The sequence below is a fragment of the Rhizobacter sp. P2_H3 genome (genome assembly GCF_056403355.1).
In genome coordinates this window covers 38,957-55,454 of sequence record NZ_JBFUFQ010000002.1, presented here as the reverse complement: position 1 = coordinate 55,454, position 16,498 = coordinate 38,957, and the positions used below count along the sequence as shown (strand labels likewise).

13 protein-coding genes are annotated in these 16,498 nt (G+C 68.1%); 12 read left to right on the top strand and 1 reads right to left on the bottom strand.

Translation table 11 applies throughout. The annotated features are described in order from the left end of the window. Positions 1-429 precede the first annotated feature (429 nt). The 9 genes from AC1D1T_RS00710 (at position 430) to AC1D1T_RS00670 (ending at position 11,656) form a co-directional block, all read left to right on the top strand. Entirely contained in the window at positions 430-1,710 is a 1,281-nt protein-coding gene (locus AC1D1T_RS00710) for a nucleotide sugar dehydrogenase (protein ID WP_477838477.1), read from the top strand. Beyond that, a complete protein-coding gene (locus AC1D1T_RS00705) occupies positions 1,710-2,756 on the top strand; it encodes an SDR family oxidoreductase (RefSeq protein WP_477828372.1) in 1,047 nt (348 codons plus the stop codon). The genes AC1D1T_RS00710 and AC1D1T_RS00705 overlap by 1 nt, the downstream gene beginning before the upstream one ends. 72 nt (positions 2,757-2,828) lie before the next feature. Continuing rightward, positions 2,829-3,071, top strand: coding sequence for an acyl carrier protein (locus AC1D1T_RS00700; RefSeq protein WP_047503230.1), 243 nt, complete (start codon positions 2,829-2,831; stop codon positions 3,069-3,071). A 32-nt stretch (positions 3,072-3,103) separates the two neighbouring features. Next, complete coding sequence (locus AC1D1T_RS00695; RefSeq protein WP_052211490.1) at positions 3,104-4,279, top strand: acyl-CoA dehydrogenase family protein; 1,176 nt, start codon at positions 3,104-3,106, stop codon at positions 4,277-4,279. Between the two features lie 148 nt (positions 4,280-4,427). Continuing rightward, positions 4,428-5,348 (top strand): amino acid--[acyl-carrier-protein] ligase, encoded by a 921-nt coding sequence (locus AC1D1T_RS00690; RefSeq protein ID WP_465113877.1) that lies wholly within the window; start codon positions 4,428-4,430, stop codon positions 5,346-5,348. A gap of 10 nt (positions 5,349-5,358) precedes the next feature. Next, entirely contained in the window at positions 5,359-6,330 is a 972-nt protein-coding gene (locus AC1D1T_RS00685; RefSeq protein ID WP_477826259.1) for a DUF1839 family protein, read from the top strand. Between the two features lie 11 nt (positions 6,331-6,341). Next, positions 6,342-8,798: a glycoside hydrolase family 2 protein gene (locus tag AC1D1T_RS00680; protein WP_477991227.1), complete on the top strand. Its 2,457-nt coding sequence runs from the start codon at positions 6,342-6,344 to the stop codon at positions 8,796-8,798. Then, positions 8,788-10,596 (top strand): alpha/beta fold hydrolase, encoded by a 1,809-nt coding sequence (locus AC1D1T_RS00675; RefSeq protein WP_477826257.1) that lies wholly within the window; start codon positions 8,788-8,790, stop codon positions 10,594-10,596. Before AC1D1T_RS00680 ends, AC1D1T_RS00675 begins: the two co-directional genes overlap by 11 nt. Before the next feature lie 121 nt (positions 10,597-10,717). Next, entirely contained in the window at positions 10,718-11,656 is a 939-nt protein-coding gene (locus tag AC1D1T_RS00670; RefSeq protein ID WP_477991225.1) for a hypothetical protein, read from the top strand. Positions 11,657-11,701: 45 nt separating this feature from the next. On the opposite strand, the gene galE is transcribed toward AC1D1T_RS00670, so the two are convergent. Beyond that, complete coding sequence (gene galE, locus AC1D1T_RS00665) at positions 11,702-12,715, bottom strand: UDP-glucose 4-epimerase GalE (RefSeq protein WP_047503225.1); 1,014 nt, start codon at positions 12,713-12,715, stop codon at positions 11,702-11,704. A 101-nt stretch (positions 12,716-12,816) separates the two neighbouring features. On the opposite strand from galE, the gene AC1D1T_RS00660 reads away from it, so the two are divergent. The 3 genes from AC1D1T_RS00660 to AC1D1T_RS00650 all read left to right on the top strand — a co-directional run bounded on the left by AC1D1T_RS00660 (position 12,817) and on the right by AC1D1T_RS00650 (position 16,444). Beyond that, positions 12,817-13,338 carry a hypothetical protein gene (locus tag AC1D1T_RS00660; RefSeq protein WP_047503224.1) on the top strand — a complete coding sequence of 174 codons (522 nt, stop codon included), beginning with the start codon at positions 12,817-12,819 and terminating at the stop codon, positions 13,336-13,338. A 2-nt stretch (positions 13,339-13,340) separates the two neighbouring features. Next, positions 13,341-14,888, top strand: coding sequence for a ubiquinone biosynthesis regulatory protein kinase UbiB (gene ubiB / locus AC1D1T_RS00655; protein WP_465113871.1), 1,548 nt, complete (start codon positions 13,341-13,343; stop codon positions 14,886-14,888). Between the two features lie 89 nt (positions 14,889-14,977). Continuing rightward, positions 14,978-16,444: a high affinity choline transporter 1 gene (locus AC1D1T_RS00650; protein ID WP_477991223.1), complete on the top strand. Its 1,467-nt coding sequence runs from the start codon at positions 14,978-14,980 to the stop codon at positions 16,442-16,444. Positions 16,445-16,498: the final 54 nt, after the last annotated feature.

Sequence of the window (16,498 nt, the reverse complement as noted above, 5' to 3'; positions counted from 1 at the left end):
GCACACGGTTCATCCATCGGATGTCCGAATGCTTGACATCGCGGTGGCGGACTGTCGGCTGCCTGCAACGGCAGCCGCTTCGCCGGCCCGGCGGGCGGGCTGCGTGCACCCCCCTGGTTCGCGGGGAGTCTGTTACAAAAACAATCGGAAAAGTCTGCCGGCTGCCGGGGGCCGGCGCGGCAGAAGTTGCAGCACCAACCCCGTAACTCAGGGATTGGCGCTGCGGGGTGGTTCTCCGATCATCCCGACCATTCCAAAAGGGGAGCGGCAGCAAGGTTCGGGGGCTGTATCGGTAATCGGGGCGAGTTTGAAACAAACCCTTCAACTACCATCTGTCTTTCGTCCGGCGATGCGCTCTCTTCCGTGGCAACGCTGGGCTTTTTCAATATGCCGCGCGAGATTCGCGGCCCACTTTCAAACCATAGATTCATGACCACCGTTGCTATCGTCGGCCTGGGGTATGTCGGATTGCCGCTTGCAGTTGAATTCGGCAAGAAATACAAGACCATCGGGTTTGATTTGTCGGCGCCGAAAATCGCCGCCTACCGAGAACACATCGACCCGACCGGCGAAGTCAGCACCGAGGCGCTGAAGGCCGCGAGTCAGCTGCACCCGACCACCGACGCCAGCGCGCTGAAAGAGGCCGATTTCATCGTCGTCGCGGTGCCGACGCCGGTGGACGACGCCCACAACCCCGACCTGTCGCCGCTGGTCGGCTCCAGCACCTCGGTCGGCCGCAACCTGAAGCGCGGCGCGACCATCGTCTTCGAATCCACCGTGTACCCCGGCGCGACCGAAGAGGTCTGCATCCCGATCATCGAGCGTGAGTCCGGCCTCAAGTGGAAGCAGGACTTCTTCGTCGGCTATTCGCCGGAGCGCATCAACCCGGGCGACAAGCAGCACACGCTGACGACCATCACCAAGGTGGTGTCGGGCGACACGCCCGAGACGCTGAAGCTGGTGGCCGAGATGTACGGCAGCATCATCACCCCCGGCGTCTACAAGGCGACGAGCATCAAGGTGGCCGAGGCCGCGAAGGTGATCGAGAACACCCAGCGCGACCTCAACATCGCGCTCGTCAACGAGCTGTCGCTGATCTTCCACCGCATCGGCATCGACACGCTCGAGGTGCTCGAGGCCGCCGGCACCAAGTGGAACTTCCTGCCGTTTCGCCCGGGCCTGGTCGGCGGGCATTGCATCGGCGTCGACCCGTACTACCTGACCCACAAGGCCGAGCGCCTGGGCTACCACCCGCAGGTCATCCTGGCCGGGCGCCGCATCAACGACGGCATGGCCAAGTACGTGGCCGAGCAGACGATCAAGAACATGATCCAGGCCGGCTTCCAGGTGAAGGGCGCCAACGTCATCGTGCTGGGCCTGACCTTCAAGGAAGACTGCCCGGACCTGCGCAACTCGAAGGTGATCGACGTGGTGCGCGAGCTCGAGAGCTACGGCGTGACGGTGCATGTGCACGACCCGGTGGCCGCGGCCGACGAGGCGAAGCACGAGTACGGCGTCGACCTGGTCGGCTGGGACGCGCTGCCGCAGGCGCAGGCCGTGGTCGCCGCCGTCGCGCACAAGGCGCTGAAGGCGCGTCCGATCGACGACTACGTCGCGAAGCTGGTGCCGAACGGGCTGTATGTCGACGTGAAGAGCCAGGCCGATGCGAAGGCCTTGCAGGCGCGCGGCCTCAACGTGTGGCGACTCTGATGACCCCCAACGAATTCCTCGACCCGGTGCTCGCGCAGCTGCGCGCCGCGCCGCGCCGCTGGCTCGTCACCGGCAGTGCCGGCTTCATCGGCTCGCACCTGCTGGAGAACCTGCTGCGTGCCGGCCAGCAGGTCACGAGCCTCGACAACTTCTCGACCGGCCACCAGGCCAACCTCGACGAGGTGCGCCGCGCCGTCGGCGACGAGGCCTGGTCGCGCCACACCTTCATCCGCGGCGACATCGCCGACCTGGCGAGCTGCACGCAGGCCTGCGACGGCGCCGAGATCGTGCTGCACCAGGCGGCGCTCGGCTCGGTGCCGCGCTCGATCAAGGACCCGCTGACCACGCACCGCTCGAACGCGACCGGCTTCCTGACGATGCTCGAGGCGGCACGCAGCGCCGGCGTGAAGCGCTTCGTCTATGCCGCGTCGAGCTCGACGTATGGCGATTCGCCGACGCTGCCGAAGGTCGAGGACACGATCGGCCGGCCGCTGTCGCCGTATGCCGTCACCAAGTACCTGAACGAGCTGTATGCCGAGGTGTTCGGCCGCTGCTACGGGCTGTCGACGATCGGGCTGCGCTACTTCAACGTGTTCGGCCCGCGCCAGGACCCGAACGGTGCGTATGCCGCGGTGATCCCGCGCTGGGCGGCGCAGATGCTCGAAGGCTCGCGCTGCGTGATCAACGGCGACGGCGAGACCTCGCGCGACTTCTGCTTCGTCACGAACGCGGTGCAGGCCAACCTGCGCGCCGGCCTCTGCGAAGACCCCGAGGCGTCGAACCAGGTGTTCAACGTGGCGGTCGGTGACCGCACCACGCTGAACCAGTTGCACGGCGCGCTGGCCGAGGCGCTGCAGCGCGAATGCCCGCAGCTGCGCGTCGAGGCGCCGCAGTACGCGAGCTTCCGCGCCGGTGACGTGCGCCATTCGCTGGCCGACGTGTCGAAGGCGCGCCGGCTGCTCGGCTACGAACCCAGCCACGACGTGCGCGCCGGGCTGCACGAGGCGATCGGCTGGTACGTGCAGCGCGCCCGCCAGACCGTCTGATTTCCGCGAGGCTGCGCGACACGCGGTGCGCAGCAGAGCTTTCTTTTGATTGAACCGCAGCAGGACACAGCCATGCACACCGAGAAGATCCGTTCCATCATCGCCAAGCACGCCCGCCTGTCGGTGGACGCCGCCACGCTGACCGAAGACAGCGACCTGTACGCCGCCGGGCTGACCTCGCTGACGACGGTCAACCTGATGCTGGCGCTGGAAGACGGCTTCGACATCGAGTTCTCCGACAAGATGCTGGGCCGCAAGACCTTCGAGAGCATCCGCTCGCTGTCCGAAGCCATCGAAGAACTCGTCAGCGCCTGAAGCGCTGCACTGCCGCCATTCCTGGAGAAGACATGTCGCAACCGACCCGCCTGAGCCCCCAACTGCCCGCCCTGCTCGAAGGGCTGCACGGCATCGGCCGCGACATCATCGCGCCGCACGCCGCCGAGGTGGACCGCGATGCGCGCTTTCCGCACGAGGCGTATGCGGCGCTGAAGCAGCAGAAGCTGCTGAGCTGCTACGTGCCGGTGGAGTACGGCGGCATGGGCCTGAACATCAGCGACCTGTCGCAGATCTGCGAGGTGCTGGGCCAGTACTGCGGTTCCACCGCGATGATCTTCGCGATGCACCAGATCCAGGTCGGCTGCATCGTGCACCACGCGCTCGAATCGGAGTTCTTCCGCGGCTATGCCCGCGAGATGGTCGAGCACCAGTACCTGATCGCGTCGGCCACCACCGAGCTGGGCATCGGCGGCGACGTGCGCTCGAGCCTGTGCGCGGTGCAGGTGAGTGGTGACCGCTTCACGCTGGAGAAGCAGACGCCGGTGATCTCGTACGGCGCGACGGCCGATGCGATCCTCGTGACCTGCCGCAAGTCGGAAGACGCGGCGCGCAACGACCAGGTGCAGGTGCTGGTGCGCAAGAGCGACTACGAGCTGACGAAGCTGTCGGGCTGGGACACGCTGGGCTTCCGGGGAACCTGCAGCGAGGGCTTCGTGCTGAAGTCGCAGGGCCGTGCCGAGCAGATCCTGCCGCAGCCGTATGCCGACATCCACCGCCGCACGATGCACCCGTTCTCGCACGTGGTCTGGGCCTCGCTGTGGCTGGGCCTGTCGATCGACGCGGTGAACCGGGCGCGCAGCGCGGTGCGGGCCGAGGCGCGCAAGAACCCGAGCGTGACGCCGATCTCGGCGACGCGCCTGGCCGAGCTGGACACGGTGCTGTTCTCGATGCGCGGCGGCGTGTACCAGACGCTGCGCGAGTACCACGACCTGCTGATCGCCAACGATCCCGAGGCCTACACGGGCTTCGCCTTCGCGATCAACATCAACAACCTGAAGCTGACGGCCTCGCAGTTCGTCGTCGAGGTGGTCGGCAAGGCGATGCTGATCTGCGGCATCCAGGGCTACCGCAACGATTCGAAGCTGACGCTCGGCCGCCATCTGCGCGATGCGTATGGCGCGGCGCTGATGGTCAACAACGACCGCATCCTGGGCCAGAGCGCCACGATGCAAATTGTCCAGCGATAGATATGACCCACCCCCGAAGCGCCTTCGGCGCCTCCCCCTCTAGGGGGCGCCGCCAGCGGCCCGGCAGAGCCGGCTCCGCGGCGTCCGCTGGATCGCAAGGCTGGCGCGCGCTGGCACCTTCTGTGTTTCTTGCAAGGAACTGATTGCCATGTGCACCCAACACGACGATCCCTACAAGCAGTACCAGGCCGAACTGATCGAAGCCGGCCTGCTGATTCCCTCGGGCGTGCGCGGCGTCTACGGCCGCAGCGGCACCTTCGAGAACATCATCGACCAGTTCGAGGGCCTGGTGACGCGCGAAGGCGCGTTCCAGAACGCCGAGGTGATGCGCTTCCCGCCGATCTTTCCGCGGGCGAATTACGCGCGCATCGACCACATCAACAATTTCCCCGACCTGATGGGCTCGGTGCACAGCTTCCTCGGCGGCGAGAAAGAACACCAGGCCATGCTCGGCAAGTTCGAGGCCAAGGAAGACTGGACCTCGTCCCTGTCGCCGGCCGAGGTGATGCTGGTGCCCGCCGCCTGCTACCCGCTGTACCCGACCGCCACCGGCACGCTGTCGGCCCAGGGCCGTGTCGTCGACCTGAAGACCTTCGTGTTCCGCCATGAGCCGTCGGACGACCCGGCGCGCATGCAGATCTTCCGCCAGCGCGAGTTCGTGCGCCTCGGCACGCCGGACCAGGCGCTGAACCACCGCAACGACTGGCTGGCGCGTGGCCAGGCCATCCTCGAATCGGTGGGCCTGCCGGTCAAGAAGGTGCTGGCCGACGACCCGTTCTTCGGGCGCGGCGCGCGCATCATGAAGGCCACGCAGCGCGAGCAGGACCTGAAGTACGAGCTGGTGGTGCCGATCTGCAAGGAAGACAAGCCGACCGCGATCACCTCGTGCAACTACCACCTCGACCACTTCGGCGTCTCGTTCGACATCCTGCAGGCCGATGGCACGCCGGCCCACACCGCCTGCATCGGCTTCGGGCTCGAGCGCATCGCGCTCGCGCTGCTGAAGACGCACGGCTTCGACCCGAAGCGCTGGCCGCACGAGGTGCGCCAGCAGCTTGCGATGGCCTGACGAGGACCGCATGAAACGTGTCCTGCCGATCGAGCCGGCGAGCTTCCAGCGCCACCCGATCCACACCGAGCCGCGCACCTGGGCCGAGACCAACTGCTACGCCGACGTGCTGATCGAGCTGCTGCACGGCCTCGGCCACGACCCGGTGCCGGCCCTCGCGTTCACGCTCGGCGTCGACTTCGAAGGCGACCAGTGGACCTTCTTCAAGTTCCCCGACGGCGACCTGTACGACCTGTATGGCGTCGACATCCAGGAACTCGCCGTCTGGCGCCCGCTGGTCGACCACATCGAGGACCAGGTCGCGCAAGGCCGGCCGGTGCTCGTGGAGCTCGACTCGTGGTTCCTGCCCGACACCGCCGGCTCGGCCTACCAGCTGGCGCACACCAAGTCGACGGTCGGCGTCAATGCGATCGACGTGAAGGCGCGTCGCATGGACTACTTCCACAACCAGGGCTTCTACGCGCTGGAAGGCGATGACTTCCGCGACGTGTTCCAGCTCGACGGGCTGGTGCATGAACGCATGCTGCCGCCGTACATCGAGTACCTGAAGGCCCGGCCCGGCTTCACGCCGCCGACCGGCGCCGCCCTCGTCGACGGCTCGCTCGCGCTGCTGAGCAAGCACCTGACGCGCGTGCCGGCGACGAACCCGTTCGAGCGCTTCAAGACGCAGTTCGCGAAAGACCTCGACTGGCTGATGCAGTCCGACATCGCGGTCTTCCACACCTATTCGTTCGCGACGCTGCGCCAGTACGGCGCCTGCTTCGAGCTGGCTGAGACCTACCTGCGCTGGCTCGCGGGGCAGGGCGTCGACGTGGCGGCGCCGGCCGATGCGTTCGCTCAGATCTCGCAGACCGCGAAAGCCTTCCAGTTCCAGCTCGCGCGCTCGATGGCCCGCAAGAAGGCGCTCGACCTGTCGCCGATCGATGCGATGGGCGAGGCCTGGGCGCTGGGCATCGCCGAGCTGCGCCGACGGCACGGGTGACGCACGCGGCCATGAACTCGGCGATCGCACTGGACAGCGGCTGGGAGATCGCTGCGGGTGCGCCTGACGCAGCCGGTGAACCGACGGCCTGGGCACCGGTGCGCGAACTCGGCACCGTGGGCGCCAGCCTCGGCGTCGAACTCGACACGCCGCACGGCCGCTACGACGCGCAGGACTGGTGGTACCGCTGCCGCTTCCCCGGCGCTGCGCCACGGGGCAGCGACCGCCAGCAACTGCGCTTCGACGGCCTCGCCGGCCTCGCCGAGGTGTGGCTGAACGATGAGCCGGTGCTGGGCACGCGCAACATGTTCACCACCGAGCGGGTCGACGTGACCGGCCGCTTGCGGCCCGACAACGAGCTGCGCATCCGCTTCCGATCGCTCGACGCCGAACTCGCGGCCCGCAAGCCGCGCCCGCGCTGGAAGACCGCGCTGGTCGATGCGCAGAACCTGCGCTGGGTGCGCACCACGCTGCTCGGCCGCATCCCCGGCTGGACACCGCCGATCCACCCGGTCGGTGTGTGGAAACCGGTGTGGCTGGAGACGGTCTCGCCCGGCGGCCTCGCGTCGATCGACCTGCAGTGCGATGCCGACGCGGGCGTCGCTCGACTGCGGCTGCGCGCCGCATTGACCGCCGGCAGCGACATCGCCGAAGCGCGTCTGCGCATCGGCGACCAGACCCATGCGCTGGTGCTCGACGGCGACACGCTGGCGGCCGACCTGCGATTGCCCGAGGTGCCGCTGTGGTGGCCGCACACGCACGGCGCGCCAGCGCTGGTGAGCTGCGCGATCGAGCTGCGCCAGGGCACGCACTGGACCTCGATCGACCGCGGCCGCATCGGCTTCCGGCAGGTCGAGGTGCGGCGCGACGACGGCCTCGTGCAGTTCCACGTCAACGGCACGCCGGTGTTCTGCCGCGGTGCCTGCTGGACCACCGACGATTTCCTGCGCTTGCACGGCGACCCGCAGCAGCTGCGCCGCACGCTGACGCTCGCGCGCGACGGCGGCCTGAACATGCTGCGCATCGGCGGCACGATGACCTACGAGTCGGACGCGTTCTACGCGCTGTGCGACGAGCTCGGCATCCTCGTCTGGCAGGACTTCATGTTCGCCAACATGGACTATCCCGTCGCCGACGAGGCCTTCCGCGCCGAGATCGAGCGCGAGGCTGACCAGCAGCTCGGCCGGCTGCAGGCCCACCCGTGCATCGCCGCGTACTGCGGCGGCAGCGAGGTCGAGCAGCAGGCCGCGATGCTGGGCCTGCCGGCCTCGGCGTGGAGCAACGATTTCTTCAGCGAGACGCTGCCGGCGCGCTGCGCCGCCCGCCATGCCGGCGTGCCGTACTTCCGCTCGTCGCCGTGCGAAGGGGCGCTGCCCTTCCACGTGGGCGTCGGCATCTCGCACTACTACGGCGTCGGCGCGTACCGGCGGCCGGTCAGCGATGCGAAGCACGCGGGCGTCAAGTTCACCACCGAGTGCCTCGGCTTCTCGCACGTGCCCGAGCCGGAGACGATCGAGCTGCTGGCCGGCCAGCCGACGATCGCGCCGCACCACCCGCTGTGGAAGCAGCGCCAGCCGCGCGACAACGGCGCCGGTTGGGATTTCGAGGACATCCGCGACCACTACCTGCGCGAGCTCACCGGGCTCGATCCGGTCGCGCTGCGCAGCACCGACATCGCGCGCTACCTGGCCGTGTCGCGCGCGGTCACTGGCGAGGTGCTGAAGCGCGTGTTCGCCGAATGGCGGGCTCCCGGCAGCGTCTGCGGCGGCGCTCTGGTGTGGTTCCTGAAGGACCTGTGGCCCGGCGCCGGCTGGGGGCTGGTCGACAGCACCGGCCGGCCGAAGGCGGTGTACTGGGCGCTGAAGCGCGCCTGGGCGGCGCGCACCGTGCTGATCACCGACGGCGGGCTCGACGGACYGCAACTGCAGGTGCACAACGAGGGCAGCGCGCCGTTCGCCGGCAGCGTCGAGTTCACGCTGTACCAGGACGGCCAGGTGCGCACCGCCGGCGGCAGCATCGGCGTGATGCTGGCGGCGAACGAGCGCCTTGCGCTGCAGGCCGACGCGCTGGTCGGGCATTTCGCCGACACCGCGTATGCGTACCGGTTCGGGCCGCCGCAGCACGATGTGGCGGTCGCGCGGCTGATTGACGAGGCAGGCCGGACGCTGGCCGAGGACTTCCACTTCCCGCATGGCCTGGACCTGCCGCCGCAGCGCGCCGGTGCGTTGACGGCGCAGGCCGCGCGCCTCGACGACGGCAGCATCGAGCTGATGCTGGAGAGCACGGCGCTCATCCAGTCGCTGTACATCGAGTGCGCCGGCTACGCGGCCGACGACCTGCATTTCCACCTGGCGCCGCAGTCGCGTCGCACGCTGCGCCTGCGCCCGCTCGACGCCGCGCCGCGCAAGTTCAAGGCGCACCTCGGCGCGCTGAACCTGCGAGAGACGGTGACCGTCCGTGCGGACTGACGACATCCCGCTGCAGCCGGACGCCACGCGGCGCCCTGAGGTAAGGCGCGAGCCGCTGATGCTCGGCACCGCCGAGCAGCCGCTGTTCGGCTGGTACCACGTGGCCGATGCGGTGCCGCGCCGCGATGCGGTCGTCGTGATCTGCAACCCGATGGGCTACGAGTACGCGCACGGCCACCGCTCGCTGCGCCACCTGGCCGACGACCTCGCGCGCTCGGGCGTGCCGGCGCTGCGTTTCGACTACCACGGCACCGGCGATTCGCCGGGGCTGGAGACCGACGCCGGCCGCTTGCAGCGCTGGCAGGACGACATCCATGCGGCGATCGCCGCGGCGCAATCGCTCAGCGGCAGCGCGCGCGTCGGCTTGCTCGGCGTGCGGCTGGGCGCGACGCTGGCGGCGCTGGTCGCCGTGCAGCGCGAGGTCGACTGGCTGGTGCTGTGGAACGTGTGCGCCTCGGGCCGGCGCCATGTGCGCGAGCTGCAGGCGCTCGACATGGCGGCCGGCGGCGGCCAGCGGCCGGTCAGCGCTCCGCTGGAGCCGGCGGGTTTCCTCGTGACCCGCGAGACGCAGGAGGCCGTGAAGGGCGTGCAGCTCACGCGCGAGGCCTTGCGTGTCAGCGGCCGCGCGCTGCTCGTCGCGCGCGACGACCTGATCGGCGAGGAAGAAGCGCTGCGCGAGCACCTGCTGACGCTCGGCATCGCGACCGATGCGATCGCCTGCGCCGGCTATGCCGACATGATGGCTGAGCCGGTGCACACCGTCGTGCCGCGCCAGGCGCTGGACGGCATCGTGCAGTGGATGGTGGCGCAGACCGCGCTGCGCGAGGCGGCACCGCCCTTGCTGCCGACGCCGGCCGGCGCGGCGCAGGCGCGCTTCGCGCATGCGATGGCCGACGGCCGCACGATCACGCTGACCGAGACGCTGTGTGCGCTCGGCAGCGAAGGGCAGCTGTTCGGGCTGCATGTGCAGGCCGATGGGGTGGATGCCACGCGGCCGATGATCGTGCTGTTCAACTCCGGCACCGTGCACCACGTCGGCCCGAACCGGCTGTACGTGACGCTCGCGCGCGAGTTCGCCGCGCTCGGCTTCCCGACGGTGCGCTGCGACCTGGAGGGCCTGGGCGACAGCGTGCAGCGCGGGACCGGTCGCGAGAACCACCCGTACCCCGACAGCGCGGTGCCCGATGCGCGGCAGATCCTGCACAGCCTGCGCGAGCGCTTCGGCGTGCACAGCTTCGTGCTGATGGGGCTGTGCTCCGGCGCCTACACCGCGTTCCAGACCGGGCTGGTCGAGCCGTCGCTGGTCAGCGAGCTGGTGCTGATCAACCCGCTGACTTGGCGCTGGGTCGAGGGCGATGCGGTGGACACGCAGCACTTCTCGGCGGTGGCGCACTACAAGGGCACGATGCGCCGGCTCGACAGCTGGAAGAAGCTGCTGCGCGGGCAGGTGAACCTGGTCTACCTCGGCGGCGTGCTGCTGTCGCACCTGCGCAAGCAGGTGATGTCGCGGGTGAGCGCCGTCAACGAGCTGCTGTTCCCGTCCCGCGGGCCACTGCTGTCGCGGCAACTGCGGCAGCTGTTCGCGGCGAAGCAGAAGGTGTCGCTGTTCGTGTCGTCCAACGATCCGGGCTGGGACATGCTGCAGGACGGTGCGCGGCAGACGGCACGGCGGGCGTTGAAGACCGGCGATCTGGCGCTGCAGTTCATCGACGAGGCGGACCACACGTTCTCGCGCGAGGCGGCACGGCTGCGGCTGGTGGCGGCGATCGGGCGCAGGCTGACAACCCGTTCGGGTTGAGCCTGTCGAAACCGGCGAGTCATACGGGCGTTTGGAACCATCAGCGAGCGCGTGTCACTCAGTGGACTCGTGTGCGGGACGCGTTCCCGTACGCAGTTGCATCACGCATTGCCACGTTGACATGAACCGCATCAAACCCAAGACCGCCCCCGGAAACAGACCGAGCCATTCACTCGACCCAAAGGGGCACAAAGGCCGGGATTTGCAGCTGTCGGTTGCAATCGCTGGTGCTCGTATCGCAGCCGCTGGGCGAGGCCTGCCCGGTGACTTGGCGAAGGAGATGGCGGATTGCTTCGTCAAGATGGGGGTGGATTTCGTGATTGATCTTGCGAAGTTGTTGCCCATTCCCATTCATGACGCGGAGGCGTTGCATCAAAAACTGTTCGAAGGGGAATGCACGGCATTGGCCGATGCCTATGTGAATGCCGCGACCGATGGCCGCAAGAGTGAGAAGCAGGAGATCATGGAAACGATCAGGGCCTTGCGGTGTGATTCCCCAAGAAGGATCAGTTTCCTCTGCGCGAGGCTCAGGGGTGCATCCCGTACTCTGAAGAACAAGGGTTCCAAAATTCATAAGAACGACCGTGACCGGATCCGCCCGCTGTTGAAAGAGCTTTCTGCGCAGTCGGGACGATTGGCGAAGGCGCCGAATCTCGCCCGGGTGATCGGGTTGGCTGTCCAGGCGGAAGTCATCTCCGGGTTTGACTGGAAGACATGCGAACTGACGATCAATGAGGAGAAGATGGGGACACTCCTGTGCAAAGGTGAACTTCCGGAATTCCTTCTCCGTCTTTTCGATGACCTGCTCGTCGTCAATGTGGGGCAAGCGAAAGCCTTGTGGATGGTCGTCAAGGACTGCATGAATGACTCGACGAAAAAGAAGTTCGACAAGGTGAGGGATGCGATCGCAGGGTCCATTGACCAAGCAATTGCGGGGCAAAGCATCGAACCTTACATTGATACTCGACGACAGGATGAGTGGCGCCAAAGGCGTGCCCTTCTAGCCGAAGTGCAAGAAAGCCGTTTCGAGCCGAAGCCGAACAAGTGCCTTGTCTGCTGAATTGAATTGCGAACAGGGCCTGCGTGCATCGCCCTGATGCAGGCGCTACGCGAACCCGCGCGGATTCCCACTCTGCCAGCGCCACGCATCCGCGCACATCGCATCGATGCCGCGCGTTGCCGACCAGCCGAGCAGCTCGCGCGCCAGCGCCGGATCCGCATAGCAGGCCGCCACGTCCCCCGGCCGCCGCGGCGCGATGCGGTACGGCACCGCCTTGCCGCTCGCGCGCTCGAAGGCCTTCACGACCTCCAGCACGCTGTAGCCGCGGCCGGTCCCCAGGTTCACCGTCACCGAGCGCTGCCGCTCCAGCAGGAAGCGCAGCGCCGCCACATGCCCGTCGGCCAGGTCCATCACGTGGATATAGTCGCGCACGCCGGTGCCGTCGGGCGTGTCGTAGTCGTCGCCGAACACCTGCAGGAACTCGCGCTGGCCGACCGCCACCTGCGCGACGTACGGCATCAGGTTGTTCGGCACGCCGCGCGGGTCCTCGCCGATGCGCCCGCTCGGGTGCGCGCCCACCGGGTTGAAGTAGCGCAGGAAGGCGATCTGCCACGCCGCATCGCAGCGCGCCAGCTCGCGCAGCAACTCCTCGCCGAGCAGCTTGGTCGTGCCGTACGGATTGGTGGCCGACAGCGCCGCATCCTCGGTGATCGGCAGCCGCTCGGGCTGGCCGTAGACGGTGGCCGACGAGCTGAACACCAGCCGCTTGCAGCCATGGTCCTGCATCGCCTGCGCCACGTTGATCAGCCCGCCCAGGTTGTTGCGGTAGTACTCCAGCGGCTTCTGCACCGATTCGCCGACCGCCTTGTGCGCCGCGAAGTGCACCACCGCGTCGATGCGGTGCTGCCGGAACACCGCATCCATCGCGGCGCGCTCGCAGACATCGGCCTCGATGAAGACCGGCGCCTGCCCGCCCAGCTCGGCCAGGCGCTGCAGCACGATGCGCGAGCTGTTCGCGAAATTGTCGACACCCACCACGTCGAAACCGGCGGCCTGCAGCGCAAGCCAGGTGTGGGACGCGATGTAGCCGGTGGCACCGGTCAGCAGGATGGTGGGCATGGAATGCGCAGCAGGGGCAGGGCGCTGGATCATAGGGGGCACCCCGCCGCCCGACAGCCCCCGGGATGGATGGTCACGGTCCGCCACCTACAATCCCGCGCATGTTGAATGCCTTCTTCGCGTCGCTCGGCGCCGGTGCGCTGGAGCGCATCACCCTGCTGCTCAACCACGTGATCGCGTCCGAGACCGTCGCCACCGACCGGCTCAAGCCGCATGCCGGCCGCAGCGTGCAGCTCTCGCTCACCGGCTGGCCCTCGCTGCTGCCCCCGCCGCCGCAGATCGCGTTCCGCGTGACGCCGGCCGGCCTGCTCGAATGGTGTGGCGAGGAGCCGCCCGCCAACCCCGATCTCCGCTTGACGCTCGACGCGTCGAACCCGGCGCGCCTGGCCGCACAGTGGTTCGGCGGCGTGCGCCCGAAGGTCGGCATCGAGGGCGATTCGGCCTTCGCCGCCGACGTCAGCTGGCTGATCGACAACCTGCGCTGGGACCTGCAGGACGACCTGGCCAAGATCATCGGCCCGGCCCCGGCGCATGAACTCTCGCGCTTCGCCGCGATGGTGGCCGGTGGCCTGCGCGAGGCGGTGCACGTGCTGCAGGGCCTGGTCAAGCGCCGCGGCGATTGACGATGAGGCACCTGCTGCGGTTGCTGTTCATCGGCTTCATCGTCCTGCGCTACGGGCTCGATGAGCTCGCGCTGTCGGGCTTCCGCCAGCGCTGGGTGCGGGCCCTGGTGCGGGTGATGACGCTCGGCCGCCGCCTGCACGCGCCGCGCGGCGTGCGGCTGCGCGAAGCGCTGGAGCGGCTCGGGCCGATCTTCGTCAAGTTCGGCCAGGTGCTGTCGACCCGCCGCGACCTGCTGCCCGACGACCTCGCCGACGAGCTGGCCCGGCTGCAGGACCGCGTGCCGCCGTTTCCGGCGGCGCTCGCCCGCCAACTGGTCGAGCACGCCTACGGCCGGCCGATCGAGGACATCTTCGCGAGCTTCGAGGCCGAGCCGGTGGCCAGTGCCTCGATCGCGCAGGTGCACTTCGCCACGCTGAAGAGCGGGCGCGAGGTCGCCGTGAAGGTGCTGCGCCCCGGCATGCTCGCGGTGATCGAGGACGACCTGACACTCCTGCGCAGCATCGCGCGCTGGATCGAGCGCCTGTCGTCGGACGGCAAGCGCCTGAAGCCGCGCGAGGTGGTGGCCGAATTCGACAACTACCTGCACGACGAGCTCGACCTGGTGCGCGAGGCGGCCAATGCCGCGCAGCTGCGCCGCAACATGCAGGGCCTGAACCTGGTGCTGGTGCCCGAGATGGTGTGGGACCTGTGCACCACCAGCGTGATCGTGATGGAGCGCATGTACGGCCTGCCGATCAGCCAGGCGCAGCGGCTGCGCGACGCCGGCGTCGACATCCCGAAGCTCGCGCGCGACGGCGTGACGATCTTCTTCACGCAGGTGTTCCGCGACGGCTTCTTCCACGCCGACATGCACCCGGGCAACATCCAGGTCAGCGTCGACCCGAAGACCTTCGGGCACTACATCGCGCTCGATTTCGGCATCGTCGGCACGCTGACCGAGTTCGACAAGGAATACCTCGCGCAGAACTTCATCGCGTTCTTCCGCCGCGACTACAAGCGCGTTGCCGAACTGCACGTGGAGTCGGGCTGGGTGCCGGCGAACACCCGCGTCGATGAGCTCGAAGGGGCGATCCGCGCGGTCTGCGAGCCGCACTTCGACCGGCCGCTGAAGGACATCTCGCTGGGCCAGGTGCTGCTGCGGCTGTTCCAGACCTCGCGGCGCTTCAACGTCGAGATCCAGCCGCAGCTGGTGCTGCTGCAGAAGACGCTGCTGAACGTCGAGGGGCTGGGCCGCCAGCTCGACCCGGAACTCGACCTGTGGAACACCGCCAAGCCCTTCCTCGAGCGCTGGATGAACGAGCAGGTCGGCTGGCGCGGCCTGCTGCTGCACCTGAAGAAGGAGGCGCCCCGCTACGTGCAGCTGCTGCCCGAGCTGCCGCGGCTGCTGCACGACGCACTGCGCACGCCGCGCGGCACCGAGCCGCGTCTGCTGGAGGCGGTGCTGGCCGAGCAGCGGCGCACCAACCGGCTGCTGCGGGCGATCATCTACGGGGCGATCGGGTTCCTGCTGGGGCTGGTCGCGACGCAGGTGATGACACATTGGAGGTAGGTGAAACCCGGGTCCGGGACTTGCATGGCCGGGCGCTCCTGCATGGATAATCCTGCCCGCCTCCCACCCCGCGCCGCAAGCCTAGGTCGATGAACACCACCCTGATTTCCTTCGTCGTGCTGTACCTGCTGGGCACCCTCGGCCTGGGCATCTGGGCCGGCACGCGGATCAAGAACACCAGCGATTTCGCGATCGCCGGCCGCAGCCTGCCGCTGATCATGGTGGTCACCACCACCTTCGCGACCTGGTTCGGTGCCGAGACCGTGATGGGCATCCCGGCCCGCTTCGTGCAGGGCGGCCTGGGCTCCATCGTCGAGGACCCGTTCGGCGCCGGCACCTGCCTGGTCCTGGTCGGCCTGTTCTTCGCGACCAGGCTCTACAAGCAGAACCTGCTGACCATCGGCGATTTCTATCGCAAGCGCTTCGGCAAGGGCGTCGAGGTGTTCTGCTCGCTCGCCATCATCCTGAGCTACCTCGGCTGGGTCGCGGCGCAGATCACTGCGCTGGGCGTGGTGTTCTCGGTGCTGACCGACGGCGCGATGTCCGAGACCGCCGGCATGATCGTCGGCACGCTCGCGGTGCTGATCTACGTGGTGGTCGGCGGCTTCCTCGCGGTGGCCTGGACCGATTTCATCCAGATGATCGTGCTGGTGATCGGCCTCAGCATCATCGCCATCTTCGCGAGCGACCTGGCCGGCGGCGCCGACAAGGTGTTCGCGATGGCGCAGCACAAGCAGCTGTGGACCTTCCTGCCCGCGCCCACCTTCACCGAGATCGCGATGTTCATCGGCGCCGGCCTGACGATGATGCTGGGCAGCATCCCGCAGCAGGACGTGTTCCAGCGCGTGATGTCGGCGCGCAGCCCCGAGATCGCCCGCAACGGCGCGGTGATCGGCGGCGTCAGCTACATCCTGTTCGCGTTCGTGCCGATGTTCATCGTCGGCTGCGCCGTCATCGTGATGGGCGACAGCGCGATGGAGCTCGCGAAGAACGACTACCAGCGCCTGCTGCCGGCCTTCGTGCTGACCAAGATGCCGCTCGTGATGCAGATCCTGTTCTTCGGCGCGCTGCTSTCGGCCATCAAGAGCACCTCGTCGGCCACGCTGCTCGCGCCCAGCACCAGCTTCGTCGAGAACATCCTGAAGAACCTGCGCCCGAACATKACCGACCGGGAGCAGCTGTTCGCGATGCGCAGCACCATCGTCGTGTTCGCGGCGCTGGTGCTGGCCTACGCGATCAAGATGAAGGGCACGTCGATCTACGAGCTGGTCTCGGCGGCCTACCAGATCACGCTGGTCGGCGCCTTCGTGCCGCTGGTGATGGGCCTCTACTGGAAGCGCTCCACCACGCAGGGCGCGATCGTCTCGCTGGCGGCCGGCGTGGCGGTGTGGGTGATCTTCTTCCCCGACATCTCCAACTGGGATGCGGTGTTCCCGAAGCAGCTGGCCGGGCTGATCGCCGCGTTTGCAGGCATGATCATCGGTTCGCTGGCGCCGCAGGTGCTGAAGAACCGCCACGAGCCGCGCCACGGCACGGTCAGCGGCCTGAACGCCTGAGGCCGGCGCCGCCGGCCAAGCCCCGGCGGCCGGGTGGCACCGCGCTGCCACCTA

What these genes read in the sequence shown, in the direction of transcription:
- AC1D1T_RS00660 (WP_047503224.1), top strand. Translation starts at nt 12,817, where the DNA reads ATGTTGAATGCCTTCTTCGCGTCGCTCGGCGCCGGTGCGCTGGAGCGC.
- AC1D1T_RS00690 (WP_465113877.1), top strand. Translation starts at nt 4,428, where the DNA reads ATGTGCACCCAACACGACGATCCCTACAAGCAGTACCAGGCCGAACTG.
- AC1D1T_RS00670 (WP_477991225.1), top strand. Translation starts at nt 10,718, where the DNA reads ATGAACCGCATCAAACCCAAGACCGCCCCCGGAAACAGACCGAGCCAT.
- AC1D1T_RS00705 (WP_477828372.1), top strand. Translation starts at nt 1,710, where the DNA reads ATGACCCCCAACGAATTCCTCGACCCGGTGCTCGCGCAGCTGCGCGCC.
- galE (WP_047503225.1), bottom strand. Translation starts at nt 12,715, where the DNA reads ATGCCCACCATCCTGCTGACCGGTGCCACCGGCTACATCGCGTCCCAC.
- AC1D1T_RS00685 (WP_477826259.1), top strand. Translation starts at nt 5,359, where the DNA reads ATGAAACGTGTCCTGCCGATCGAGCCGGCGAGCTTCCAGCGCCACCCG.
- AC1D1T_RS00710 (WP_477838477.1), top strand. Translation starts at nt 430, where the DNA reads ATGACCACCGTTGCTATCGTCGGCCTGGGGTATGTCGGATTGCCGCTT.
- ubiB (WP_465113871.1), top strand. Translation starts at nt 13,341, where the DNA reads ATGAGGCACCTGCTGCGGTTGCTGTTCATCGGCTTCATCGTCCTGCGC.
- AC1D1T_RS00695 (WP_052211490.1), top strand. Translation starts at nt 3,104, where the DNA reads ATGTCGCAACCGACCCGCCTGAGCCCCCAACTGCCCGCCCTGCTCGAA.
- AC1D1T_RS00700 (WP_047503230.1), top strand. Translation starts at nt 2,829, where the DNA reads ATGCACACCGAGAAGATCCGTTCCATCATCGCCAAGCACGCCCGCCTG.